General features: G+C 64.1%; 22 protein-coding genes and 1 pseudogene. 17 read left to right on the forward strand and 6 right to left on the reverse strand.

The genetic code is table 11. The features are described from left to right. Positions 1-12 precede the first annotated feature (12 nt). From metH to ACN0YF_RS01770, 3 genes are all read left to right on the forward strand, one after another. Entirely contained in the window at positions 13-2,670 is a 2,658-nt protein-coding gene (metH, locus tag ACN0YF_RS01760; protein WP_417493096.1) for a methionine synthase, read from the forward strand. A gap of 87 nt (positions 2,671-2,757) precedes the next feature. Then, positions 2,758-3,576, forward strand: coding sequence for a TIGR00282 family metallophosphoesterase (locus tag ACN0YF_RS01765; RefSeq protein WP_417493097.1), 819 nt, complete (start codon positions 2,758-2,760; stop codon positions 3,574-3,576). A 298-nt stretch (positions 3,577-3,874) separates the two neighbouring features. Further along, a complete protein-coding gene (locus ACN0YF_RS01770) occupies positions 3,875-4,144 on the forward strand; it encodes a hypothetical protein (RefSeq protein ID WP_417493098.1) in 270 nt (89 codons plus the stop codon). A 30-nt stretch (positions 4,145-4,174) separates the two neighbouring features. Here the strand turns inward: ACN0YF_RS01770 and ACN0YF_RS01775 are convergent, their stop codons facing one another. Beyond that, positions 4,175-5,296 carry an SMP-30/gluconolactonase/LRE family protein gene (locus tag ACN0YF_RS01775; RefSeq protein ID WP_417493099.1) on the reverse strand — a complete coding sequence of 374 codons (1,122 nt, stop codon included), beginning with the start codon at positions 5,294-5,296 and terminating at the stop codon, positions 4,175-4,177. 162 nt (positions 5,297-5,458) lie between these two features. Between ACN0YF_RS01775 and ACN0YF_RS01780 the strand changes: the two genes are divergently transcribed. From ACN0YF_RS01780 to tkt, 5 genes and pseudogenes are all read left to right on the forward strand, one after another. Next, positions 5,459-6,544, forward strand: coding sequence for a mannose-1-phosphate guanylyltransferase/mannose-6-phosphate isomerase (locus ACN0YF_RS01780; RefSeq protein WP_417493100.1), 1,086 nt, complete (start codon positions 5,459-5,461; stop codon positions 6,542-6,544). A gap of 94 nt (positions 6,545-6,638) precedes the next feature. Beyond that, positions 6,639-7,400, forward strand: coding sequence for a YebC/PmpR family DNA-binding transcriptional regulator (locus tag ACN0YF_RS01785; RefSeq protein WP_417493101.1), 762 nt, complete (start codon positions 6,639-6,641; stop codon positions 7,398-7,400). A 67-nt stretch (positions 7,401-7,467) separates the two neighbouring features. Further along, complete coding sequence (locus tag ACN0YF_RS01790) at positions 7,468-8,592, forward strand: AGE family epimerase/isomerase (protein WP_417493102.1); 1,125 nt, start codon at positions 7,468-7,470, stop codon at positions 8,590-8,592. Between the two features lie 94 nt (positions 8,593-8,686). Further along, positions 8,687-10,240, forward strand: a complete 1,554-nt coding sequence (gene pgi / locus ACN0YF_RS01795; RefSeq protein WP_417493104.1) for a glucose-6-phosphate isomerase — start codon at positions 8,687-8,689, stop codon at positions 10,238-10,240. 3 nt (positions 10,241-10,243) lie between these two features. Further along, positions 10,244-12,280 (forward strand): annotated as a pseudogene (tkt, locus tag ACN0YF_RS01800) (transketolase); the annotation flags it as partial. A gap of 30 nt (positions 12,281-12,310) precedes the next feature. Here the strand turns inward: tkt and ACN0YF_RS01805 are convergent. The 5 genes from ACN0YF_RS01805 to ACN0YF_RS01825 form a co-directional block, all read right to left on the reverse strand. Continuing rightward, positions 12,311-13,438: an SMP-30/gluconolactonase/LRE family protein gene (locus tag ACN0YF_RS01805; protein ID WP_417493105.1), complete on the reverse strand. Its 1,128-nt coding sequence runs from the start codon at positions 13,436-13,438 to the stop codon at positions 12,311-12,313. A 122-nt stretch (positions 13,439-13,560) separates the two neighbouring features. Continuing rightward, positions 13,561-14,748, reverse strand: coding sequence for a cupin domain-containing protein (locus ACN0YF_RS01810; RefSeq protein WP_417482852.1), 1,188 nt, complete (start codon positions 14,746-14,748; stop codon positions 13,561-13,563). A gap of 153 nt (positions 14,749-14,901) precedes the next feature. Further along, the gene (locus ACN0YF_RS01815) at positions 14,902-15,591 is read right to left on the reverse strand and encodes a hypothetical protein (RefSeq protein WP_417493106.1); all 690 of its coding nucleotides are present in this window, start codon (positions 15,589-15,591) and stop codon (positions 14,902-14,904) included. Positions 15,592-15,685: 94 nt separating this feature from the next. Then, complete coding sequence (locus ACN0YF_RS01820; RefSeq protein WP_417482854.1) at positions 15,686-16,315, reverse strand: hypothetical protein; 630 nt, start codon at positions 16,313-16,315, stop codon at positions 15,686-15,688. Between the two features lie 111 nt (positions 16,316-16,426). Next, positions 16,427-16,822 carry a hypothetical protein gene (locus ACN0YF_RS01825; protein ID WP_417493107.1) on the reverse strand — a complete coding sequence of 132 codons (396 nt, stop codon included), beginning with the start codon at positions 16,820-16,822 and terminating at the stop codon, positions 16,427-16,429. 260 nt (positions 16,823-17,082) lie between these two features. Between ACN0YF_RS01825 and ruvC the strand changes: the two genes are divergently transcribed. The 9 genes from ruvC to pal all read left to right on the forward strand — a co-directional run bounded on the left by ruvC (position 17,083) and on the right by pal (position 24,044). Next, positions 17,083-17,574, forward strand: coding sequence for a crossover junction endodeoxyribonuclease RuvC (gene ruvC, locus ACN0YF_RS01830; RefSeq protein WP_417493108.1), 492 nt, complete (start codon positions 17,083-17,085; stop codon positions 17,572-17,574). Next, entirely contained in the window at positions 17,571-18,218 is a 648-nt protein-coding gene (ruvA, locus tag ACN0YF_RS01835) for a Holliday junction branch migration protein RuvA (RefSeq protein ID WP_417493109.1), read from the forward strand. The genes ruvC and ruvA overlap by 4 nt, the downstream gene beginning before the upstream one ends. A gap of 57 nt (positions 18,219-18,275) precedes the next feature. After that, positions 18,276-19,331: a Holliday junction branch migration DNA helicase RuvB gene (gene ruvB, locus ACN0YF_RS01840; protein ID WP_417493110.1), complete on the forward strand. Its 1,056-nt coding sequence runs from the start codon at positions 18,276-18,278 to the stop codon at positions 19,329-19,331. Between the two features lie 4 nt (positions 19,332-19,335). Continuing rightward, a complete protein-coding gene (locus tag ACN0YF_RS01845; RefSeq protein WP_417493111.1) occupies positions 19,336-19,794 on the forward strand; it encodes a YbgC/FadM family acyl-CoA thioesterase in 459 nt (152 codons plus the stop codon). Between the two features lie 259 nt (positions 19,795-20,053). Continuing rightward, complete coding sequence (gene tolQ, locus ACN0YF_RS01850; protein ID WP_417482860.1) at positions 20,054-20,722, forward strand: protein TolQ; 669 nt, start codon at positions 20,054-20,056, stop codon at positions 20,720-20,722. A 3-nt stretch (positions 20,723-20,725) separates the two neighbouring features. Continuing rightward, the gene (locus ACN0YF_RS01855; protein WP_417482861.1) at positions 20,726-21,160 is read left to right on the forward strand and encodes an ExbD/TolR family protein; all 435 of its coding nucleotides are present in this window, start codon (positions 20,726-20,728) and stop codon (positions 21,158-21,160) included. A 10-nt stretch (positions 21,161-21,170) separates the two neighbouring features. Then, positions 21,171-22,010 carry a hypothetical protein gene (locus tag ACN0YF_RS01860; RefSeq protein WP_417493112.1) on the forward strand — a complete coding sequence of 280 codons (840 nt, stop codon included), beginning with the start codon at positions 21,171-21,173 and terminating at the stop codon, positions 22,008-22,010. 24 nt (positions 22,011-22,034) lie between these two features. Continuing rightward, complete coding sequence (tolB, locus tag ACN0YF_RS01865) at positions 22,035-23,396, forward strand: Tol-Pal system beta propeller repeat protein TolB (protein WP_417482863.1); 1,362 nt, start codon at positions 22,035-22,037, stop codon at positions 23,394-23,396. Between the two features lie 129 nt (positions 23,397-23,525). Continuing rightward, positions 23,526-24,044, forward strand: a complete 519-nt coding sequence (gene pal, locus ACN0YF_RS01870) for a peptidoglycan-associated lipoprotein Pal (protein WP_417493113.1) — start codon at positions 23,526-23,528, stop codon at positions 24,042-24,044. Positions 24,045-24,081 lie beyond the last annotated feature (37 nt).

Consider the following 24,081-nt stretch of genomic DNA (forward strand, 5'->3'; position numbering starts at 1 on the left):
GATCGTTTCCCCATGACCACTCCCGTCTCCACCTTCGTCAATGTCGGCGAACGCACCAATGTGACCGGCTCGGCGGTGTTCCGCCGCCTGATCACAGCGGGCGATTACGCCGCCGCAGTCGCGGTCGCGCGGCAGCAGGTGGAGAATGGCGCCCAGATCATCGACATCAATATGGATGAAGGTCTGCTCGACAGCGTCGAGGCGATGACGACCTTCATGCGTCTGATCGCGGTCGAGCCCGATGTGGCGCGGGTGCCGGTGATGATCGACAGCTCCAAATGGGAGGTGATCGAGGCCGGGCTGAAGAACACGCAGGGCAAGCCGATCGTCAATTCGATCAGCCTGAAGGAAGGCGAGGAGATCTTCCTCAAACAGGCGCGTCTGTGCCAGGCCTATGGTGCCGCCGTCGTCGTGATGGCTTTCGATGAGCAGGGTCAGGCCGACACCGCCGACCGCAAGGTCGCGATCTGCAAGCGGGCCTATGATCTCCTGGTCAATACGGTCGGTTTCGCGCCGGAAGACATCATCTTCGACCCCAATATCTTCGCCGTCGCGACCGGGATCGAGGAGCATAATGACTATGCGGTCGCCTTCATCGAGGCGACGCGCCGCATCCGCAAGGAATTGCCCGGCTGCCATGTCTCCGGCGGGCTCTCGAATGTGTCCTTCTCATTCCGGGGCAATGAACCGGTGCGCCGGGCGATGCATACGGTTTTCCTCTACCACGCCATTCATGCCGGCATGGATATGGGTATCGTCAATGCGGGCCAGCTCGACATCTATGACGATATCGAACCAAGGCTGCGTGATCTGGTCGAGGACGTCATTCTCAACCGCCGGCCCGATGCCACCGACCGTCTGCTCACCGAGGCCGAGACCTATCGCGACAGCGGTGGCTCAAGGGCCAAGGAGCGCGATCTCGCCTGGCGCGAGGCGCCGGTGAATGAGCGCATCAAGCATGCGCTGGTCCACGGCCTCAATGAGTTCATCGTCGAGGATGCCGAGGAAGCACGCCAGCAGGCAGAGCGCCCGCTGCACGTCATTGAAGGCCCGTTGATGGACGGGATGAATGTCGTCGGCGACCTGTTTGGCGATGGCCGCATGTTCCTGCCGCAGGTGGTGAAATCGGCGCGCGTGATGAAACAGGCCGTCGCCCATCTCATCCCCTTCATGGAAGCCGAGAAGGAGGCCGCCGGCGAGGCGCAATCCTCGGCCGGCAAGATCGTGATGGCGACGGTGAAGGGCGATGTCCACGATATCGGCAAGAATATCGTCGGCGTCGTGCTGCAATGTAATGGTTATGAGGTGATCGATCTCGGTGTGATGGTGACCTGTGAGACCATTATCGAGACCGCCCTGCGCGAAAAGGCCGATGTCATCGGCCTGTCCGGACTGATCACGCCTTCACTCGACGAGATGGTCTTCGTCGCCTCCGAGATGGAGCGGCGCAATATCACCCTGCCGCTGATGATTGGCGGCGCCACCACCAGCCCGGCCCACACCGCCGTCAAGATTGATCCGGCGATCTCCGTCGCCCCGGTGATCCATGTCCTTGATGCCAGCCGCGCCGTCGGCGTTGTCTCCAAACTGCTGGGCGCTGACCGCGATGCCTATGCGCAGGGGGTGCGTGAAGACCTGGCCAAGATCCGAGAACGCCGTCTCGCGGCCCGCTCCAAGAAGGCGCGTCTGCCGCTGGAGAAGGCAAGGGCGAATGCCTGGGATTGCGACTGGTCGGCCTATACCCCGCCCAGGCCGGCCTTCACCGGCACGAAGAGTTTCTCGCCTTCGGTCGAGACGCTGATCGACTATATCGACTGGACGCCCTTCTTCTTCACCTGGGAGCTCAAGGGCAGTTATCCGGCGATTTTCGACGATCCCAAACGGGGGGCTGTTGCGCGCGACCTGTTTGCCGACGCCCAGGCCATGCTCAAGCGCATCGTTGCCGAGGAGCTGCTTGCGCCGAAAGCTGTCTGCGGCTTCTGGCCCGCCAATCGCGTCGGCGATGATGCCGTCCTCTACGCGGATGAGACGCGGGCGACGAAGCTCCAGACCTTCCATGGCCTGCGCCAGCAGGCGGCCAAGGATAATGACCGGCCGCACCTGTCACAATTCGACTTCATCGCGCCGCCCGGCCATGCCGACTATCTCGGCGGCTTTGTCGTTACAGCCGGCGACAATGAGGCGATCCACGCCCGCTTTGCCGCCGATAAGGACGATTATTCCTCGATCATGTTCAAGGCCCTCTCGGACCGGCTCGCCGAGGCCTGTGCCGAATGGCTGCACGAACAGGTGCGGCGAGAGCACTGGGGCTATGCGCCCGGCGAGGCCCTGTCACGCGAGGAGCTGATCGCGGAAACCTATGCCGGCATCCGGCCCGCAGCGGGCTATCCCTCCCAGCCGGACCATTCGGAAAAACGCACGCTTTTCGCCCTGCTCGATGCCACGGAAGCGACCGGCGTCAGCCTGACCAATTCCTTCGCCATGACGCCGGCCTCGTCGGTTTCCGGCCTGTATCTCTCCCACCCGGACAGTTGCTATTTCGCCGTCGGCCGCATCCTGCGTGACCAGGTCGAGGACTACGCCGCGCGCAGGGGCTGGTTGCTCGAGGATGCCGAACGGGCGCTGGCGCCGATCCTGGATTATGTTCCGGCATCGCCGGTTCCGGCCTGAGGCCGCGGCCACGATCATCAGCGATGATTTGGACTTTGCCGCCGATATGCGCCATATCCCGCGGCTTGATCTGGCCTGGAGCTCTGCATGCGTTTCGCTTTTTTCGGTGATATTGTCGGCAAGACCGGACGGCGGGCGCTCGAGGCACACCTGCCGGACCTGCGTGAGCGCCTGGCGCTCGACTTCGTCGTCGTCAATGCGGAGAACGCGGCGGCCGGTTTCGGCGTCACCGAGAAGATCTGCGAAGGCCTGTTCGATCTCGGTGTCGATGCGCTCACCCTGGGCAATCATGCCTGGGACCAGCGCGAGACCCTGACCTATATCGATCGCGAGCCGCGCCTGCTGCGTCCGGCGAACTATCCGGCCGGGTCGACCCCGGGCAAGGGTGCCAACCTCATCGAGGCGGCCAATGGTTCGCGTGTGCTGGTGGTCAATCTGATGGGGGCCCTGTTCATGGAAACCCTCGACGACCCCTTCGCGACGATCGAGCGCGAACTGGCGGCCGCACCGCTGGGGCAGGTTGCCGATGCGATCATCATCGATTTTCACGCCGAGGCGACCAGCGAGAAAATGGGCATGGGCGTCTATTGTGACGGCCGTGCCAGCCTGGTTGTCGGCACCCACACCCATGTCCCGACCGCCGATACCCGCATCCTGCCCGGCGGCACCGCCTATCAGACCGATGCCGGCATGTGCGGCGATTACGACTCCATTATCGGCATGGACAAGGAAGAGCCGCTGCGCCGCTTCACCACCCGGATGCGCACCGGCCGTTTCGAGCCGGCGACCGGTGAGGCCACGGCCTGCGGCGTCTTTGTCGAAACCGACGATGCGACGGGGCTGGCGGTCCGCTGTGAGCCAATCCGGATTGGTGGCCAGTTGAGCGAGCTGATTCCGCAAGTCTGAGCGGACCATTTTCAGTTGTGTCGTCCGGCACCTGCAAGCCTTTTGCGGTGCGGGCTGACTCTCGCCCCTTGAAAAATTACGCATTTGTCATGATCCTGATCACGGGAGACATGCCGCCGCATTTGCAAGAATGGCGAAACAGGCGCTGGCGTGATCGAGGACAGAAAGTCGTGGCCGAGACGAGCCGGACATCTGTCAGGCGCACCGAAAGGGAATGCCGTACACCCACTCGCGCGTGGGGTGCCGGTGCTTCGTTCAACGTGGCGCGCGTGGTATGCATCGACCATCGGGGGACGGTATGTTCAAGCAGACGATCCGGTTCGAAAAGGCGCAGGATGCCCTTGTTTTTGATCAGTATCTGGTCGATTTCCTGAGAACTTGCGAGGAAGACGGTACCGATAACCAGGCCTGTGTGTTCACCACCAGCCTGCAGGAATCCGAGTCCTATATTCGTGTCGTACAGACCGACAGCGCGAGCATGCTGGGGCAGTTTCTCAACTTCCTCACCATCCGCAATTTCCCGCCCGCCACACGCGCGGCGAGCGAAGGCAAGGTCGCCAATCTCTGACCAGCGCCGCGCCGCGCGGGGCCCCGGCCATCAATCGGTGGCCGCGTCTGCACCTGCCCGCATTTCGGGCTGGGTGAAATAGCCGATCACATCCTCGGTCAGCGAGCCGATCCAAAGGCCGCCATCCCCATCCGGCACGACATTGGCGATCAGTCCGAACCGCCCGTCCGGGTCGTGGAAGCTGTCCAGGTAATTGCCGTCTTCATCCATCACCAGGACAAAGCCCTGCGGTGTGCCGGCGCGCAGCCAGACCCAGTCGGGCAGTTTGGTGATCATCCGGGTCAGAACCGGATTGCGGTGCAGGAAGCGCAGCAGCGGAACGCGTTGCGTGTCCATGGCAATATAGAGCCGGCCCGCGCCGTCGCCCATCAGGCCATCGGGAATGCCCGGCAGATTGTCATCGACCACCTCCCAGCTCCCGGCCTGCGGTCCGTCCAGCCAGTAGCGGCTGAGCCGGAAGCGGTAGGTCTCCAGCACGAAGACAGACTGTCCGTCGGCCGCCATCGCGACTCCATTGGCGAAATAGAGATCATCCATCAGGACGCGCGTCTCGCCGCTGACGGGGTCCAGCGCGGCCAGGGCGCCATAGGGGCGGTTCTCGGCCATGTCATACTGGTAGGACGGGTGGTCGGCGGTATTGGCCCATTTCCAGCTCGCCTCGGTGAAATAGATCGTGCCGTCCGGTCCGACATCAAGATCGTCCGCAAATCCGAGCGGACGTCCAGCCAGCTGTGTCGCCAGCGTCTCCGTTGCGCCTGTCGCGACATTGACGGCATAGATTCCGTCCGATGCGGCGGCGATCAGCCGGCCATCGGCGCTCCATTGCAGGCCGAGCACGGGCAGATGGGTGAGCCGGGCAATCGTCTCGACCTGCCAGACGCCATCATGGCGCCAGAGCCGGACCAGCGAGCCATCATGCTGGCCGGTATAGATCGAACCATCGGCCGCCAGCGCGACGTCCTCGGCGCTGTCGAGCAGGCCTCGCCCGATCTCGACGGCCTGGGCCAGCCGGCCACGCGGCTCGAGCACGCCGGTCAGGGCCGGGGCCTCGGGCTCATCCCAGAAGGCCGGGTCCAGCCGCGCGGGCCACAGGATCCAGACGAGCGCCAGGGCGGCGATGCCGCCGAATGTCGCGAACAGAGGTGTCTTCATGCCAATCTCCCGGCTTGTCATGGTCCGGCCCGATGTTACAGGCCCGGATGGTGGCCGAACAGGATTAACCTGCGGGCAGGCCTGTGCATTGGCGGCGTGCAATTGTAGAGTTGCGTGCAGGCACGGCTGACCGGCAGGGGGCAGCTCAATGAGGGCGGGCGAATGGTAGTGCGTATTGTTCCAGTGATCATGTCGGGCGGGTCGGGGACACGCCTCTGGCCGCTCTCCCGCGCCGCCCATCCCAAGCAATTGCATCCGCTCGTGACCGAGCTGAGCATGGTGCAGGAAACCGCACGCCGCGTCGCCGCGACCTCGAAGGATTTCGAGTTCGAGCCACCGATCATCGTCCTCAATGAGTGTCAGTATGAGCGGGCCCGGGCGCAACTCGATGAGCTCGGCTGTGCGCCCTCCTGCTATGTTGTCGAGCCGGTTGGCCGCAATACGGCGCCCGTCGCGGCAGTGGCGGCCGAGCTGGTCCGGCGCGATCTGGGCGATGATGTGCTCATCCTGCTGCTGCCCGCCGACCATCATATTCGCGACATTGACGGTTTCCACCAGGCGATCGCGCACGGGGCAGCCCTGGCGGCCCAGGGGCAGCTGGTCACCTTCGGGATCGAACCGGACGCGCCGGAGACCGGCTATGGCTATATCCGCCGCGGTGCACCGGTCCTGTCAGGCTTTCACGTCCGCACCTTCACCGAAAAGCCGGATGCCGAGACGGCTGCGGATTTTCTCGCCAGTGGCGAATACTACTGGAATGCCGGAATTTTCCTGTTTGGTGCCGGCGCGCTGATCCGTGAGCTGGATGCGCATTGCGCCGAAGTCGCACGCTGCAGCCGCGCCGCCGTTGATCACGCCGCGATGGCCGGGACCAAGCTGACGCTCGATGCGGCAGCCTTCGGGGCCTGCCCGTCTATCTCCTTCGACTATGCGGTGATGGAAAAAACCAGCCAGGCGGTTGTCGTTCCTGCCGATATCGGCTGGTCGGATGTCGGATCCTGGGATGCGCTCTGGGCGATTTCCGACAAGGACGAAAACGGCAATGCCTCGCGCGGCAATGTCAGCATTCACGCCAGCGAGAATTCCTTCGTCATTTCCAATGGCGCCAAGGTGGCCATTCACGGGGTCAAGGACCTGATTATCGTCGCCACCGGCGACGCAGTTCTGGTCGTTCATCGCGACGATGCCCAGAGCGTCAAGAAAATCGTCGATGCGCTCAAGGATGGCGGACATCACGACCTGTTATGATCCGCCACACCCGTATGTGGCTAATCGAGTGGCCTTTCACGGTCATTCTGGGTAAGGAAAACCCCTCGAATTTGCAGGCATAGGGAAGCCAAACATGGCCGGACATTCCAAATGGGCGAACATCCAGCACCGCAAGGGGCGGCAGGACAAGCTTCGCTCCAAGCTGTTCTCCAAACTGTCCAAGGACATCACGATCGCGGCGAAGCTGGGTGGTGGTGATATTGATGCCAATCCGCGGCTGCGCCTCGCGGTCTCGATCGCCAAGGGCCAGTCGGTGCCAAAGGACAATATCCAGCGCGCCATCGACAAGGCCGCCGGCGGCGATGCCGACAGCTATGAAGACATTCGCTATGAGGGCTTCGGTCCCGGCGGTGTCGGCGTGATCGTCGAAGTCTCGACCGATAACCGCAACCGCGCAGCGGCGGATGTCCGCACCGCCTTCGCCAAGAATGGCGGCAATATGGGCGAGACCGGTTCGGTCGCCTTCATGTTCGACAATGTCGGCGAAATCCGCTTCCCGCTTTCGGTGGCCGATGAGGACACCATGATGGAAGCCGCCATCGAGGCCGGTGCCGAGGACGTCGCGGCCGAGGAGGGCGATGACGATAATGAAGGCCAGCACATCGTCTACACCGCACGTGAAGACATGATGGAGGTGGTCGGGGTGCTATCGGAGAAATTCGGCGATCCGGTCTCGGTCAATCTGATCTGGAAGCCGCAGAACCTGATTCCGGTGCCCAGCGATAAGGTTCCCGGCCTGATGAAGATGATGGATGCCCTCGACGACAGCGATGACGTCCAGAATGTGTATGCCAATTTCGATATCTCCGACGAGGACATGGCCGCGCTGGGTTGATAGATTGCCGTAAGCCAATTGATCGGGGTTCCGCGTGGACGGGGTAGGCAGAATTGCACATTGGGGGTTGCAGACGGCGCTGCCCTTCTGGGCCGCGCACGGCTGGGACGATGTGCATGGCGGATTCCGTGAATCTGTGGCGCTGGACGGCTCGGCGATCGCTGGCGAGCGCCGGCGGGTGCGGGTGCAGGCGCGGCAGATTTACGTCTTTGCCCGTGCACACCATGAAGGCTGGTTCGACGGTCTCGAGCGGGCCGAGGAGGCCGCGACCCTGCTGCGGCAACGCGCCTGGCAGGTCGACGGCAGTCCCGGCTGGGTCCACCAGCTCACCGAGACTGGTGATGTCGCCAGTTCGGTCCGCGACCTCTATGACCACGCTTTCATCCTGCTCGCCCTGGCCTGGCTCGGCCGCGCCAGTGGCGACGCGAGCTGGTACGAGCTCGCCGCCGAGACACTCGACTTCCTGAACACCACACTCGCCGACCCGGCCGGTGGCTATCGTGAATCGATTGCCGGACCACAATGGCCGCGGCGGCAGAACCCGCACATGCACCTGTTCGAAGCCCTGATGGCGCTGCACGAGGCGAGCGGCAGCCGGGAGGCGCTTGCCGGAGCTCACGCGATCAAGGCGTTGTTCGACCGGGTTTTCTACGATCCGGCGACCTCCATGGTGCATGAATTCTTCAATGCGGACTGGGAGCGGGCGACCGGCGATCTGGGCAAGGTCGTCGAGCCAGGACATTTGTGCGAATGGGCTTGGTTGCTGCACGAATACCAACGCATCGGGGGCGAGCCGATCGACCCGGCGGCCAACGCCATGTTCGAGACGGCAATGCGCGTTGGTATCAATCCGCGCACCGGACTTTTGAACGCCGCGATCAACCCGCTTGGCGAGGTGCTGGACGGCTCATCGCGGACCTGGATGCAGACCGAGTGGCTGCGCACGGCGGTGCTGTTGTGCCGGGCCGGCCGCCGTGAAAGCTGCGACCATGTCGAGCGCGCCGGGGCCGGTCTGCTGGGCTATCACCTTGGAGATATTGTCGCCGGCGGATGGATCGATCAGTTTGACGGAAATGGCCGGCCGCGTTCCGACCGGATACCTGCGAGCACGCTCTATCACGCCTTTGGTGGTGTCGCCGAATGTATCCGTTTCGCGCCGGCTCCGGCCGGCGTGTCCGGCGGGGCGAAATGAGCCCGCGACCCGGCTTCGCAGCGCCGGGCATTTCCTTGTGTTCCGGCATGGCGGGTTCTAGTTCCCCCTGGCCGCTATTGATGAGGACGAAATCGTGCTTCCTCCAGAACTGACAGCGCATGCGGCGCGCCTCGGCGAGGTCCGTCTGAGGGAGTTGATGGGCGCCGATCCCGGGCGCGCAGCTTCCCTGCTCATGGCGCATGCCGGTATTGAACTGGATTTTTCCAAACAGCGGCTCGACCCGTCGAGCCTGGCGGCGCTTGTGGCCCATCTCGAGGGATTGGGGTTTGCGGCCCGGCGCGACGCTTTGCTTTCGGGCGGGATCGTCAATGCCAGCGAAGGCCGGCCGGCGCTGCACACGGCTTATCGTCATGGCGCAAGGGTTCAGGGTTCGGACGCGGAACACCTCGTCGATGAGACCCAGGCCCAGACCCGCGCCTTTGCCACCCGGGTGCGTGGCGGGGATTTCCGGCCCGCGGGCAAGCCGGTCAGCCGGGTGATCAATATCGGGATCGGCGGATCCGATCTCGGTCCGCGTCTGGTTGCGGACGCGCTGGCCGACCATGCCGGGGCCGGGCCGGAACTGCGCTTTGTCGCCAGCCTCGACCCGACCGATCTGCAACACGCGGTCGCCGGTGCCGATCCGGAGACGCTTCTCTTCATCATTGCCTCCAAGTCCTTCTCGACCCAGGAGACCCTGATGAACGGGCAGGCGGCGCGCGACTGGCTGGCGGGCCATGTCGGAGCGGCCCAGGCCGGGCGCCATTTCGCGGCCGCCTCTGCCGCCCGGGACAAGGCCGTCGCCTTCGGGATCGCTTCTGACAATGTCTTCGACTTCCCCGACTGGGTCGGTGGCCGCTATTCGGTCTGGAGCGCCGTCGGGTTGAGCCTGGAGATCGGTCTCGGGCCGGATGTGTTTGCCGCATTCCGTGATGGCGCGCGCTCGATGGATGCGCATTTCGCGATCGCACCGCTGGCGCGGAACCTGCCGGTCGTGAAGGCCTTGGTGGATTTCTGGAATCGCAACCTGCTCGGCCATCCCAGCCGCTGTGTCGCCGCCTATTCGGCGCGCCTCGGCCTGCTGCCCGGCTATCTGCAACAGCTCGAGATGGAATCGCTTGGTAAATCGGTCACCGCCAATGGCGAACCGGCTCCCCTGCCGGGTGGCGCCCTTGTCTGGGGTGGCTGCGGTACCGAGGTCCAGCACTCCTTCTTCCAGTGGCTGCACCAGGGCGGTGATGTAACGCCGGTCGACTTCATCGGTATCGCGAGCCATTTCGCCAGTGACGACCCGCGCGAACGCGTGCTGGCCGCGAATATGGCGGCGCAGGGCGCTGCCTTGCTTGACGGGGTGCAGCTGCCTGCCGGAGATGATCCGGCGCTCGCCGCGCAACGCTCGATGCCGGGAGGGCGTATCTCGTCGGTGCTCCTGCTTGACGCGCTCACCCCCGGAACGCTGGGCGCCCTGCTGGCGCTGCACGAACACAAGGTTTTCGTCGAGAGTGTGCTTTACGGCATCAATCCGTTTGACCAATGGGGCGTCGAACTGGGAAAGGTGCTGACGAAGGGTATTCTGGACGGCGAATTAAGCCGCTATGACGCTTCGACCCGGGCAATGCTTGCCAGGACAGGCTTTGTATCGGATTGACAAGCAGGCAGGGCCGGGCGATCCGACCGTGACCATGACGCCAAGAGAGAGACAGATATGAACGCAATTCCCCGGACCCGTCTCGCTCAAATGGCCAATGCCATCCGGGCCCTTTCCATGGATGCGGTGCAGGCCGCCAATTCCGGCCATCCGGGCATGCCGATGGGCATGGCTGATGTTGCGACCGTGTTGTGGGCCAAACACATGAAATTCGATCCGGCGGCACCGGGCTGGGCCGATCGCGATCGCTTCATCCTCTCCGCCGGTCACGGCTCCATGTTGCTCTATTCGCTGCTGCACCTGACCGGTTTCGAGGATATGACGCTCGACCAGATCAAGCAGTTCCGCCAGCTCGACTCGCTCACGCCCGGACACCCCGAATACGGTCACACCGTTGGCGTTGAGGCGACGACCGGGCCGCTGGGGCAGGGCATCTCGATGTCGGTCGGTTTCGCGCTGGCCGAACGCATGCTCAATGCCCGCTATGGCGATGCGCTGGTCGATCACCGTACCTGGGTGATCGCATCGGACGGTGATCTGCAGGAAGGCATCAGCCACGAGGCCATCTCGCTGGCGGGGCATCTGAAGCTCAACCGTCTGTGCGTGATGTGGGATGACAATGAAATCTCGATCGACGGGCCGACCAGCCTCTCGGAGTCGACCGATACGCTGAAGCGCTTTGAAGCAGCTGGCTGGGCGACCAGCCGGGTTGATGGCCATGATATCGACGCGGTTGATGCCGCGATCGAGGCAGCCAAGACCAGCGACCGGCCGGTCCTGATCGCCTGCCGCACCACGATCGGTTTCGGCGCCCCGACCAAGGCCGGGACGGCCGGCAGCCACGGTGCGCCTCTGGGCGCCGAGGAAATTGCCGGAACCCGCAAGGCGTTGAACTGGCCCTATGGTCCGTTCGAAATTCCCGAAGACATCTATTCGGACTGGCGGGCCACGGCCTCGAGTGAGGCCCACGCCGCCTGGTGTGACCGTCTTTCGGCCTCGGAGCTGGCCGGCGAATTTGTGTCCCAGATTTCCGGCGATGCCGGCGAAGCCGAACGCGCTGCACTGACAGCCTGGCGCCGCAAGGTCGCCGAGGAGCGCCCCGACCTGGCCTCGCGTGTTGCCTCCAGCAAGGCCCTCGCGGCGATCATCGGCGACTGGCCGGGCCTTGTCGGCGGCTCCGCTGATCTGACCGGTTCCAATCTGACCAAAGCCCCCGGCATGGATGTCGTTTCAGCCGACTCCTATGCGGGCCAGTACATTCATTTTGGCGTGCGCGAGCACGGCATGGCCGCTTGCGCCAATGGCATCACCCTGCATGGCGGTTTCCGCGCCCATGTCGCGACCTTCCTCGTCTTTGCCGATTATTGCCGGCCGGCGATGCGGTTGTCCTCGCTGATGCAACAGCCGGTCATCTATGTGCTGACCCATGATTCAATCGGGCTTGGCGAAGACGGTCCGACCCACCAGCCGGTCGAGACACTCGCCTCGCTGCGGGCGATTCCGAACATGCATGTCTACCGTCCGGCCGATGCGCTCGAGACGGCAGAGGCCTGGGAGCTGGCATTGATGCGGCTCGAGGGACCGAGCGTGCTCGCCCTCTCGCGTCAGACCTTGCCATTCCTGCGTGATGATGATGGCCAGGAAAACCGGTCAGCGCGCGGGGCCTATATCCTCCGTGACACGGCTGGCGATCCCGATATCATTCTGGTCGCGACCGGCTCGGAAGTCGCTCTTGCGGTCGATGCCGCTGCGCAATTGGCTGAAACGGGCATCGCCGCGCGGGTCGTATCGGCTCCGTGTATTGATCTCTTCCTGGATCAGGGCCGGCGCTATCGCGACGAGATCATGGTGCCGGGCGTGCCCTGCATCGGGATCGAGGCAGCGTTGCGCTATGGCTGGGATGCCCTGATCGGGTCCGATGGTGATTTCGTCGGCATGACCGGTTTCGGTGCCAGCGCACCGGCCGGGCAGCTCTACAAGCTGTTCGGGATTACCGTCGAGGCGATTGTCGAGAAGGCCCGCACGCGTCTGGGCCGCTAGCCGGCAAAGGCGTGTAGGCGGGCGTGTCGCTCAGGGATCGACGGGCTGCTGCGTGTATTCGGGCGGAGTGAAGCGGCCGACGACGCCGCCGAAGGCGGAGCCGAACCACAACACGCCGCCTGGGCCAAGCGTGATGCTGGAGAGGTAATTGATCGCACTGTCCGGGTCGTGGAAGGTGTCGCGGATCTGCCCATTGGTCTCATCCAGACGCAGGATGAAACCCTGTGGTCTCGCCTCGTTCGGGCGGAGCCATTGCGGCAGCTTGATCAGGATACGTGTCAGGCCGGGATGGCGGTGTGCGTTGGTCAGAAGCCGCGAACGCCTGGTGGCCATGGCCACAACCACATGCCCCTTGCCATCAAGCGTGATGCCCGTTGGAATCCCCGGCAAATTCTTGGCGAAGATCTCGACCTCACCACTGCGCGGTCCGGCGATCCAGATGCGTCTGATCGTGTAGCGGAAGCTTTCGCTGACGAGCAATGACTGGCCGTCAGACGCGATGGCAATTCCGTTAGGATAGTAGAGACGGTCGCGCACGGGAGCCGCCTCGCCCGTGCGCGGGTTCCAGGCGTAGACGGTGCCATTGGGGCGGTTTTCCAGCATGTCGTAGAAATAGCCGGGGCGCGGCGAGGTGTGATCCCAGCGGGCCGATGAATCGGTGAAATAGACGGTTCCGTCATCGGCGACAGCGACATGGGTCAGATTGCCAAAAGGTGCCGCGGTGCTGCCCGCGCTGAGTGTCTCGACGGTCCGGCTCGTCAGGTTCAAGGCGTAGAGGCGGTCGGGGGTTGTGACCGCGAGTGTCGATTCATCGATCCAGCCGAGGCCGTAAATCGAGGCGTCGGCGATGTGGGCGACGCGCTCCGGCCTGACGCTGTCATCGGCGATGCCGGCCCTCAGGCGCATGATGTCGCCGAACGGCGTGCCGAAATAGACCATGCCGTCGGGCGAAACAGCGATGCCGCGCGCCACACCGGCGCCGCCGACCGGGTAGATGTCTGCAGCGCGCAGGGCGTCATTCGGCTCTGTGGCAGCGGTCAGTGGCGGCGTGGGCGCTTCATCCCAGCGGACAGGATCGATCGGCGAGGGCCACATCAGCCAAAGGATGAGAAATGTGACCAGGATGCCGAAGGGGATGGCGAGGTATCTGAAAATCATGAGCGGTCAGTTTTCCCCACATCGTAAGGGCTCAATGGCCCGTCAATGCATTATCCAGCCGCCATCTGGCGGTTGCGCGATTGAATAATGCATCGATTAGGGTAGCGAAATACTTACTGAAATCAGCGGACCGGCGTGCTGAGGCCGTAGGCGAAGAGTTTTTTCAGCGTATCTTGCACCTGATCCTCCGGCAGATCCGGGAAGCTGCTGTCAGAGATGTCTCCGCCATCGAGCAGTATCTGCAGTCCGGGCTCGGCTGCAGCCGGGAACCGGACCTCGCCGCCTGCGGTGATGATGACGATCTCGTCGCCATCCTCGGCCAGACGCCAGGGCACGAGCGGCCGCAGGCGGTAGCGTTGTCCCGCCTTGGTCGGCGTGTCGAAATTCACGATGGTTCCGCGCGTATTCGGCGTCCGGGACCGGATGAAGTTGTCGACGAACAGGTCGAAGGACGAATCGAGATCCGCCTCACTGGCGAGGGCTGCGACCAGGCTCTTGAACTGGGCCTCGGCATGGCTGCGGTCGTACTCGGGTTGGGCGAAGCCGACGGGCAGGGCGCGCCGGAACTCCGGACGCCGCAGGGCGACCTCGGAGACGACCTCAAGCATCAGGTCGGCCCAGGTCTTGACGATCAGGCCGACGGTGATGTGCAGAGAGACATCATGGCCGTGGGTTGAGGCATCATGCATCAGCCCGCGTGGCACGTAGGCACATTCCCCGGCGTGCAGGACAAATTCCTGTACCGGTTCGCCCACTTCATGGGCGCCGGGCTGAAAGCCTTCACCGCGATATGGGTTCTCGACCGGCGTGTCGTACAGACGCCAGGATTTGGATCCCTCCACCTGCAGCACGAAGACGTCGTGATCGTCGTAATGGGTCTTGAAGCCCTGGGCGTCCGGCGGCGTCAGATAGATATTGGTCTGGACGTGACAGGACAGCAGGGATTCGATTGAGCGGGTGAAGCCGGCGAGTGTCGGGTCGACCTGATGCAGCTGCGGCAGGACAATGGTGGCACCCTGCTGGAAATTCCGCGCGACGGCGCCGCGGTCGATCATGCCGCTCTCGAAACTGTAGTCGGCGCGTGAGATCGGCGGGTCCGAGCGGGCCATGTCGAGTGTGCCGGGCTGGAAATCCATTCCCGAAATCAGGTCGTCAATCCGCTGGATGGAGAGCAGGGGCCGGTAACGGCCCGGCTCGTTCCGGTGTGCGACGAAGGCCTTCTTTTCGTGGTAATCGGCGAAGAACTCTTCCGGTTTCATTGGGTCGAGCAGGTATCCGAGTACATCCTGCATCCACTGTTGGTCGCTCATTGGTCCCCGCTTGTTCCCGATCGCGCCTTGCATCGGAATCTTACATGTTTCTGGTTGTCCTGCATGCACTCCAGGTGACGGTGCAGGCGATGATGGCAGGTTTGACGGGCAGGGCGTTGCGGCCCTGCCCGTTCAATATCCTGGCCAGTTGAATCAGTGTCCGCGGCCGCGCCCGACGGGATCGGCATAGCTGCCGGTATCGCTGTCGGTTACATTGCGGCCTCGGCCGCTACGTCCACGTCCCCGGCCGACCGGGTCGGCATAGCTGCCGCTGTCATTGTCGGTGACGCCGCCACCGCGACCACGGCCAACCGGATCGGAATAGGCTCCGGTGTCGCTGTCAGTGACGCCGCTATTGCCACCGCGGCCACGGCCCGGCGGGTCGGCATAGCGGCCGGAATCGCTGTCGGTCACGCGGCTGCCGCCGCCGCTTCCGCCGCGTCCACGGCCAACCGGATCGGCATAGCTGCCGGTATCACTGTCAGTGATGCCGCTGCTGCCGCGACCGCGTCCGACCGGATCGGCATAATTGCCGGTGTCGCTGTCGGTCACGCCGCCGCCACGTCCCCGGCCGACGGGGTCGGCATAGCTGCCGGTATCGGCATCGGTGATGCCGGCGCCACGGCCATAGCCGACCTGGTCGGCATAGCGGCCGGTATCGCTGTCGGTGACACCGCGGCCACCATAGCCGCCGCCACCACCACCGACCGGATCATACGGGTCGGCATCGGTGTATCCGGTTGTCGCGCAAGCAGAAACAACGCCGGTTGCGCCGACCGCGAGCGAAGCTCCGGCGACACGGGTCAGGAATGAACGTCTGCTCAGTTTGCCACGTTTGGCCATTGCATGATCTCCCTCACGAGAAGGTTGGGCGTAAAGAAATTTGGGCGGGCCGCATGGTGCGGCCCGCCCGCAAATTCAGTCGCGAGCAATGGGCTCAATAGCCCGGGCGGCCACGGCCACCGGGATCCGAGCATCGACCGGAATCGCTGTCAGACGTGCCCTGGCGGACCGGCCCACGGCCACGTCCACCTGGATCGGCACAACTGCCGCTATCGCTGTCAGTGAAGCCGCGCTGTCCGCGACCATTGCCGACCGGATCATTCGGATCGGAATCCGTGAGACCGGTTGTGTTGTTCGGGCGACCGCGTCCGCGTCCGGCCGGGTCGGCATAGCTGCCGCTGTCGCCGTCGGTTACGCCTGTGCGTCCGCCGCGACCGCGATTGGCCGGGTCGGCATAGGCGCCGGTGTCGCTGTCGGTAACGCCGGTATTGCCGCGGCCACGTCCGGCCGGGTCAGCATATCTGCCGGTGTCGCTATCGGTATAACCTGTGCTGCCGCGGCCATAGCCGCCGCGATCCGCATTGGACCCGCTGTCGCTGTCCGTCATGCCGGTGCGTCCGTACCCGGCGCGATCAGCGTGGCTGCCGGTATCGCTGTCGGTACGGCCAGTATATCGTTGCGCTTCAGAACCGCCGGTGACGACGGCCGCTGCGCCGGTTGCGACTGCCGCGCCCGCCACGCTCGTCAGAAACGAGCGGCGGCTCAGCTTTCCCTTTTTTGCCATGCCAAATATCCTTTGAGATGAAGTCCGGCGCCTCCCCAGGGGCCGGTATGCTATCCCTCGCATGAAGGACGGGTCCGGACGCGCAGGCGCCCGGACCCGCAAATGACTGGCTTAACCGCCGCGTCCGCGACCGGCCGGATCGGAGCAGCTGCCGCTGTCGCTATCCGTATAGCCGGAGTTGCCGCGACCATGGCCGCCGGTGTCGGCGCAGGCGCCGCTATCGCTATCCGTGTAACCGGTGCTGCCGCTGCCGTGACCAGCTTGGTCCGCATAGCTGCCCGAATCGCTGTCGGTGATGCCGGTGCGTGCATTGCCCGCAGAATCGGAAGGATCCGCATCGGAGCTGCGCTGCAGCATCGTTGCGCCAGCGACGGTCGCGACAGCGCCGACGGCGACCGTGCCGCCTGCAACGCGCGTCAGAAATGAGCGACGGCTCATCTTGCCTTTTTTGGCCATTTTGAAATTTCCCCTTTTATACCAACGAACCCTGCGTTCGCGATGGTGCATAATGGCTATTACTGTAGCCGTGAGGCCGGATACCGGTCAAACAATACTGCGGATTATTAAAATAAGGTTTTTCAGTTGGTTAGCCAAAGTTTTTGCGATCAATTCGCATGAAATTTGAGACTGCGAAGCGCTCGCAGAAAAATTGTGCCGGAGTTGATCGCCGATGCGGACATTTCAGATCGGCAATTTTGCGTTCACCTCTTGTTCTTTTCTTTGGGTGAATGGTAAACCCTTGATCAAAGGCGGGCCTTGTTGTGAGCATGATTCGAATTCTGGGAATTGACCCCGGCCTGCGCCGAATGGGATGGGGCGTGATCACTGTGGATGGCAACCGCCTCGCGGCCATCGCGCACGGTGTTGTGACGCCGCCGACTGATGCCCCGCTCGCAATGCGTCTCAATCACATCTTTGACGCGGTGACCGAACTGGTCCGGCTCCATCATCCCGACGAATCCGCGATCGAGGAGGCTTTCATGGCCAATAATGCCTCATCGGCATTGAAGCTGGGGCATGCCCGCGCCGCGGCCCTGCTGGCGCCGGCCCAGGCGGGTTTGCCCGTGGCCGAATACGCTGCCCGCCTGGTCAAGAAATCCGTGGTCGGCACCGGTGCCGCCGACAAGGCCCAGATTGCGGCGATGGTCTCCGTCCTGCTGCCGGGCACCAAGGCCACGGCCGATGCAGCCGATGCGCTGGCCATCGCCATCTGTCACGCCCATCATCGCAGGGCACGAAGCATCGGGAGCGTCGCATGATCGGGATGTTGAAAGGGGTCGTCGAGGCCCTGGGCGCCGAGGAGGCGGTGATCGACGTCAATGGTGTCGGCTATCTGGTCGGCGCCGGGGCGCGGACGCTGTCGCGGCTGGAGCCAGGGCAGGCGGTGGTGCTGCATATCGAGACCCATGTCCGTGAGGACGCCTTCAAGCTCTATGGCTTTACTGATGATCTCGACCGCGCCTGGTTTGTCCGCCTGCAGGAAATCCAGGGCGTTGGCGCCAAGGCGGCGCTCTCCATTCTCGATGTGCTGCCACCGCACGAACTCGCCAATGCCACGGCGCTCGGTGACAAGGCCGCCTTCGCCCGCGCCAAGGGTGTCGGCCCCAAGCTGGCGACCCGTATCGCCACCGAGCTCAAGGACAAGGCGCCACCGCTCGGCCGCAGTTTCTCCATTGGCCTGCCCGTCCACGATGAGGCGGGAACCGCGCCGGACGCACCGGCGCAGCAGGCTGTAACGCCATCAGCTGGCGCGGCTCGCGATGATGCCGTCTCGGCCCTCCTCAATCTGGGCTATCCGGAGAGCATCGCCCGCCAGGCCGTTGCGACGGTGATGCGCGATGCCGGGGCCGATGCCCCGATCTCCGACCTGATCCGTCTGTCGCTGCGCGTGCTGGCGCCATGAGGTCGGCGCAGCCGGTCATTGCTGCCCGCGGGCAGATCAGGCTAAACCCGGTGCATCATGACTGACGCCTTCCCGGACCCCAATGCCGACCGTCTTGTCGACCATGCGCCGCAGCCGGGCGATAGTCGCGACAAGGCCCTGCGTCCGCTCTCTTTTGATGATTTCGTCGGCCAGAAAGCCTCAATCGCCAATCTGAAAGTCTTCGTGGACGCCGCCCGCCGACGTGAGGAAGCGCTCGACCATGTTCTGCTCTCCGGCCCACCGGGGCTGGGCAAGACGACCCTGGCCCAGATTGTCGCTCGCGAGATGGGCGTCGGTTTTCGCGCCACGTCGGGTCCGGTGATCGCCAAGGCTGGTGATCTCGCGGCCATCCTGACCAATCTCGAACCGCGCGATGTTCTTTTCATCGACGAGATCCACCGCCTGCCGCCCGTCGTCGAGGAAATCCTCTATCCGGCGATGGAGGATTACTGCCTCGATCTGGTGATCGGGGAGGGGCCTTCGGCGCGCACCGTGCGGATCGAGCTGCCGCCCTTCACCCTGGTGGGCGCCACCACGCGCGCCGGCCTGCTGGCCAATCCACTGCGCGACCGTTTCGGTGTGCCCGTGAGGCTGGAATTCTATGACGAGGCCGAGCTCGGCCTGATCGTCAGCCGCGCCGCCAACAAGCTGGGCATCAATGCCAGTCCCGACGGTGCCCGCGAAATCGCCCGCCGCGCCCGCGGCACGCCGCGCGTTGCCGGGCGGCTGCTGCGCCGGGTGCGCGATTTCGTTGAAGCCGATGGCAGCAATGAAATCACCGCCGAAACCGCCGACAAGGCCCTGCGGCGCCTGGAAGTCGATGCCCTCGGGCTCGACAGCCTCGACCGTCGCTACCTCAAGGCCCTGATGATGAGCTTCGCCGGCGGTCCGGTCGGCGTTGAAACCCTGGCGGCGGCACTCGCCGAAGCGCGCGATGCGCTGGAAGATGTCGTTGAACCCTTCCTGATCCAGCAGGGCTTCCTGCAACGCACGCCGCGCGGCCGCGTCGCGACAGCGCGCGCCTGGGAGCATCTCGGGCTCACACCGCCGGCCGCACCGGCGACCGGGCCAGCCAGCCTGTTCGGGAAGTGATGCCATGACCGATCCACTCCTCCCCACCTCTGGCGCCTTCGGTGCCGACCGCATCCATCGCCTGCCGGTGCGTGTCTACTACGAGGACACAGATTTTTCCGGCGTCGTCTATCACGCGCGCTATCTGCATTTCTTCGAGCGTGGCCGGACCGACAGCCTGCGCTGTCTCGGTATCAGCCATACCGAGCTTGCCACCCGGGCCGATCCGCTGGCGCTGGCCGTGCGGCGGATGAATGTCGAATTCGTGCGGGCGGCCAAGGTCGATGATGCACTGGTGGTCGAGACCATCTACCGGCCGCAGCAGGGGGCGCGCATGATGCTCGACCAGGTCCTGCGGCGCGGTGACGAGATTATCGCGACCGCGACCGTCCAGGCGGTTTGCATGGATCCGGCGGGCCGCGCCAAACGCCCGCCGAAGTCCATGGCGGAGGCCTGGCTCCCTTTCGTGATTTCTGAAGCCTGACGCTACCGGCTGCAGAAATAAATCAGCAAATTTTGAAATTGCAGTCCGCGAAGGCTTGAATTGGCGGCGATCTGCGTTGAGGGTCTGCGACGAAATTGCTGGCAGGGACGCCTGATCATCTGAAATTTGCCGCAATCGGGCGCCATAGCGCTTGGCTTGCGTCAGATGAGCCGGGCCTGCGATGGCCCGCAATGTGAATAATCGTGCGAAAGCCAACCGCCCCGCGTGTCGTGCCGGGACGCAAGTCGAGGAAATTTTCATGGATGCAACTGTTGTAGACGTGGCGCAGGCGGTCGAGGGCTTCAGCTTTCTCGCCCTGTTCCTCCGCGCCGACTGGGTCGTGAAGGGCGTGATGTGTGTTCTTGCCTTCATGTCGGTCTGGTCCTGGGCCATCGCCATCGACAAGTCGCTGCAACTGCGCAGCCTGCACGCCAAGGCGCGGGTCTTTGAACGGGAATTCTGGTCGGGCCGCTCGCTGGACGCACTGGCCGACCAGTTTGCCAAGAATGCGCGCGAACCCTTCAGCCGCGTCTTCGCGGCCGGGCTGCGCGAATGGAAGGGCGCCCATCCGGGCGGCCGCGTCGCCAAGGCTGCCGGTGCCGAAGCCGGCCGTCAGCTGACCGATACCGAAAGCGGCCTCGGCGTGCTTGCCACCATCGCCTCCTCGGCACCTTTCGTCGGTCTGTTCGGTACAGTCTGGGGCATCATGAATGCCTTCCGGGCCATCGCGGCCTCGCAGGACACCAATCTCGCAGTCGTCGCCCCGGGTATCGCCGAGGCCCTGTTTGCCACCGCGCTGGGCCTGCTGGCCGCCATCCCGGCGGTGATCTTCTTCAATACGCTCTCGGCCAACCTGGCCAAGTACGGATCGCGCCTCGATGGCTATGTCGACGAATTGTCGGCACTCGCTGACCGCGACGAGCATTGAGCGATGGCTGCTTCTCTCGATAACGGCCGTTCCGGCCGCGGGCGCTCCAAATGGAAGCCAAAGGCGGAGATCAACGTCACGCCTTTTGTTGACGTCATGCTGGTCCTGTTGATCGTCTTCATGATCACCGCACCGCTGCTGACCGTCGGCGTGCCGGTCGACCTGCCGCGCACCGAGGCGCGCAATCTGCCCGCCGGCGAGGAACCGCTGACGATCTCCATCACCACCGATGGCGAGATCTACCTGCAGGAAACCGTGGTCACGCTCGAAGAGCTGGCGCCGCGCCTGACAGCGATCGCCGGTACCGGCTATGCCAGCCGGATCTTCATTCGCGCCGATGACGGTGCGTCCTATGGTGATGTCGCCCGGGTGATGGCGCGGGTCAATGCGGCCGGCTTCACCAATCTGGGTCTCGTCACGGACCCGATAGAGCGATAGCGGTCGGCGCGTGCGTGGTTTCATCCTCTCCCTCTTTGTGCACGTCGGCATTATCGCCGCGGGGCTGATCTATCTGCCCCGTGCCGCGCAAATGTTCGATGTCGCGCCGATCATTCCGATCGACATCGTGACCCTGGGCGAGATGACCAGTGTCCGCGCCCGGGCCCCGGAGCCGGTACCGGAACCGGAGGAGGCGGTCGAGGAAGCCAGTATCGAGGACGAAATCGCGGCGCCGCCACCGCCTCCCGAACCGGAGCCGGAGCCTGAGCAGGTCGCGGAAGTGATCGATGCCGAACCGGAGACCGTGCCCGAGCCCGTGACCCCCGAACCCGAGCCTGAACCGGAACCGGAAGAGCCCCCGGCACCGGTGCGCCAGCCACCGCAGCGTATCGTGCAGCCGCCGGAAACCCGTCCGGCCGAGCCGTCCCTGGTTGACCTGCTGGGTGATCTCGAGCGCCAGGTCGCCGAGGCCCGTCAGGATGCCGGCGCGCCCGACCAGGGTTCCGAGCGGAGCGCTGTCGGAAGCGGTGCAACGGACACCGCCGATCTGGCGACGCTGATCCGGTCGCAGACCTATCGTTGCTGGCGCACGGTGGCGGATATGCCCAATCCCGAGAATCTGGGCGTCATCGTCGAGGTCCGCCTCAATCGTGATGGCAGCCTGTCCGGCCCGCCGCGCGTGAAGGATCTGGGCCGTATCCAGGCCTCGGGCAATTCGTTCTGGCTCACCGCGGCCGAGCGGGCGCAGACGGCCGTTCTCGATTGCGCACCCTACAGCCTGCCCGCCGACCGCTATTCGCAGTGGCGCCTTATAGAAGTCAATTTTCACGTCGATCTTGCGGCCGGTTAGTCCGCAGTCCTGGAGTTTGAGATCATGACCCGAGTATTCCGAGCCATTTCCGTTCTCCTCGTGAGCCTTGTGTTTGCGACGGCAGCCACGGCGCAGGAGCCGCTGCGCGTCGATGTCACGCAAGGCAATCTCGACCCCTTGCCGGTGGCGCTGCCCGATTTCATCGGCGCCAGCGACGAGGCTGCGATGCGCGGCGCCGACATCACCCGGGTCGTGACAAATGACCTGGCCAGTTCCGGCCTTTTCGCGCCGGTCGATCCGGCGGCCTATATCGAGGAAATCGAGAATATCGACCTGCGCCCGCGATTTTCCGACTGGCGGGTGATCAATGCCTCGGCGCTGCTGGCCGGCCGTGTCACCATCCAGGATGATGGCCGTCTTCTGGTCGCCTTCCGGCTCTGGGATACGCGCCTGGAAGACCAGCTCCTGGGCCTGCAATTCGTGACCGCGCCGGAGAACTGGCGCCGTGTCGCCCACAAGGTTGCCGATGCCGTCTATCAACGCCTGACCGGTGAAGCCGGCTATTTCGATACCCGCATCGTCTACGTCTCCGAGGGCCGTGGCAGCGAGGACGAGCCGGTGCGCCAGCTCGCGATGATGGACCAGGACGGGGCCAACCCGTCCTTCCTCACAGATCGCTCCTACATGGCGCTTCTGCCCAACTATTCGCCCAACACCCAGGAGATCACCTATGTCTCCTTCATCGAGGGCCAGGCGACGACCTATCTCTACGATCTTCAGACCGGCCGTCAGGAAGCCCTGTTCGCCTCTGGTGGCCGTGGTGCCGCGTCACAGGTCAATCCGGACGGCCAGAGCCTGTCGGCGCGGTTTTCGCCGGATGGGTCCCAGCTGGCCGTCTCGATCGAGACGCGGGGTGGGCATGACATCCACCTGTTCGATCTGCGGACCCGCAATCTGGTCCGTCTGACCGATCACCCCGCTGATGATGTCGAGCCGTCTTTTTCGCCTGACGGTCAACAGATTGTGTTCTCCTCCGCGCGTGGTGGCGGTTCGCAATTATATGTCATGAATGCTGATGGCACCGATGTGCACCGCGTCAGCTTTGGCGAGGGCCGGTACACGACTCCTGTGTGGTCGCCGCGGGGCGATCTGATCGCGTTCACCAAACAGAGCGGCAACCAGTTTTCGCTCGGTGTGGTAAGGGCCGACGGCTCGGGCATCGAGCGAATTCTCTATGAGGGCTACTACGTCGATACTCCGGCCTGGTCGCCGAATGGCCGGGTGCTGTTGTTCACGCGGGGCGAAGGCCGCAGCAATGGCACACGCTATGAAATCTGGAGTATCGACCTGGCCGGATTCAATCTCCGGCGGCTGGCAACGGGCGGTATGGCGTCGGATCCGGCGTGGTCGCCCTTGATTGAATAGCAGATATCTGCGTAACGTTTCGCCCGCAGCCTGGCGCCAAGGGGATTTCATCCTGATTGCGACGTGTTGTGTGTGCAGGGGAGAACACCAAGCGCCATACCGGGCTTGGTCGGATGAAGGTGTACCGTCATGAGAATGAAATTTTTTGCCATTGCAGCGCTCGGCGCATTTGCCACCGCCTGCGCCTCGACGCCGCCGGTGCAGCAGGAAACTGCTCCGATCGCGCAGCCGCAGGTCCAGCCGCAGGCTGATCCCTACCGGCCCTCCGGCCCGATTGCCGGTTCGGTCCAGGACTTCGTCCAGAATGCCGGCGACCGCGTCTTCTACGGCTATGACCGTCACGATCTGACGCCCGAGGCTCGCGAGACGCTGCGCCGCCAGGCCGCCTGGCTCGCCAGCTATAGTGGCACCCGCATCCTCATCGCCGGCAATTGCGATGAGCGCGGCACGCGTGAATACAACCTGGCTCTCGGCGCACGCCGGGCCAATGCCGCGCGCGATTACCTGATCAGCCAGGGTGTTGATCCTTCGCGGATTTCCACTGTCTCCTACGGCAAGGAACGTCCGACCTGCCGCGAATCCGGTGAGGCCTGCTGGGCTGTTAACCGGAATGCGACCACGGCGATCACCGGTGGATACACCAACTGATCGTGAGTCAGGTCCCGGAATAAAGAGACGCCCGTGG

This window comes from Maricaulis sp. (genome assembly GCF_048270265.1).
GTDB lineage: Bacteria > Pseudomonadota > Alphaproteobacteria > Caulobacterales > Maricaulaceae > Maricaulis.

Bases quoted from the DNA above. Each gene is read 5' to 3' on its own strand.
- metH (WP_417493096.1), top strand. From the start codon at position 13: ATGACCACTCCCGTCTCCACCTTCGTCAATGTCGGCGAACGCACCAAT.
- ACN0YF_RS01765 (WP_417493097.1), top strand. From the start codon at position 2,758: ATGCGTTTCGCTTTTTTCGGTGATATTGTCGGCAAGACCGGACGGCGG.
- ACN0YF_RS01770 (WP_417493098.1), top strand. From the start codon at position 3,875: ATGTTCAAGCAGACGATCCGGTTCGAAAAGGCGCAGGATGCCCTTGTT.
- ACN0YF_RS01775 (WP_417493099.1), bottom strand. From the start codon at position 5,296: ATGAAGACACCTCTGTTCGCGACATTCGGCGGCATCGCCGCCCTGGCG.
- ACN0YF_RS01780 (WP_417493100.1), top strand. From the start codon at position 5,459: ATGGTAGTGCGTATTGTTCCAGTGATCATGTCGGGCGGGTCGGGGACA.
- ACN0YF_RS01785 (WP_417493101.1), top strand. From the start codon at position 6,639: ATGGCCGGACATTCCAAATGGGCGAACATCCAGCACCGCAAGGGGCGG.
- ACN0YF_RS01805 (WP_417493105.1), bottom strand. From the start codon at position 13,438: ATGATTTTCAGATACCTCGCCATCCCCTTCGGCATCCTGGTCACATTT.
- ACN0YF_RS01810 (WP_417482852.1), bottom strand. From the start codon at position 14,748: ATGAGCGACCAACAGTGGATGCAGGATGTACTCGGATACCTGCTCGAC.
- ACN0YF_RS01815 (WP_417493106.1), bottom strand. From the start codon at position 15,591: ATGGCCAAACGTGGCAAACTGAGCAGACGTTCATTCCTGACCCGTGTC.
- ACN0YF_RS01820 (WP_417482854.1), bottom strand. From the start codon at position 16,315: ATGGCAAAAAAGGGAAAGCTGAGCCGCCGCTCGTTTCTGACGAGCGTG.
- ACN0YF_RS01825 (WP_417493107.1), bottom strand. From the start codon at position 16,822: ATGCACCATCGCGAACGCAGGGTTCGTTGGTATAAAAGGGGAAATTTC.
- ruvC (WP_417493108.1), top strand. From the start codon at position 17,083: ATGATTCGAATTCTGGGAATTGACCCCGGCCTGCGCCGAATGGGATGG.
- ruvA (WP_417493109.1), top strand. From the start codon at position 17,571: ATGATCGGGATGTTGAAAGGGGTCGTCGAGGCCCTGGGCGCCGAGGAG.
- ruvB (WP_417493110.1), top strand. From the start codon at position 18,276: ATGACTGACGCCTTCCCGGACCCCAATGCCGACCGTCTTGTCGACCAT.
- ACN0YF_RS01845 (WP_417493111.1), top strand. From the start codon at position 19,336: ATGACCGATCCACTCCTCCCCACCTCTGGCGCCTTCGGTGCCGACCGC.
- tolQ (WP_417482860.1), top strand. From the start codon at position 20,054: ATGGATGCAACTGTTGTAGACGTGGCGCAGGCGGTCGAGGGCTTCAGC.
- ACN0YF_RS01855 (WP_417482861.1), top strand. From the start codon at position 20,726: ATGGCTGCTTCTCTCGATAACGGCCGTTCCGGCCGCGGGCGCTCCAAA.
- tolB (WP_417482863.1), top strand. From the start codon at position 22,035: ATGACCCGAGTATTCCGAGCCATTTCCGTTCTCCTCGTGAGCCTTGTG.
- pal (WP_417493113.1), top strand. From the start codon at position 23,526: ATGAGAATGAAATTTTTTGCCATTGCAGCGCTCGGCGCATTTGCCACC.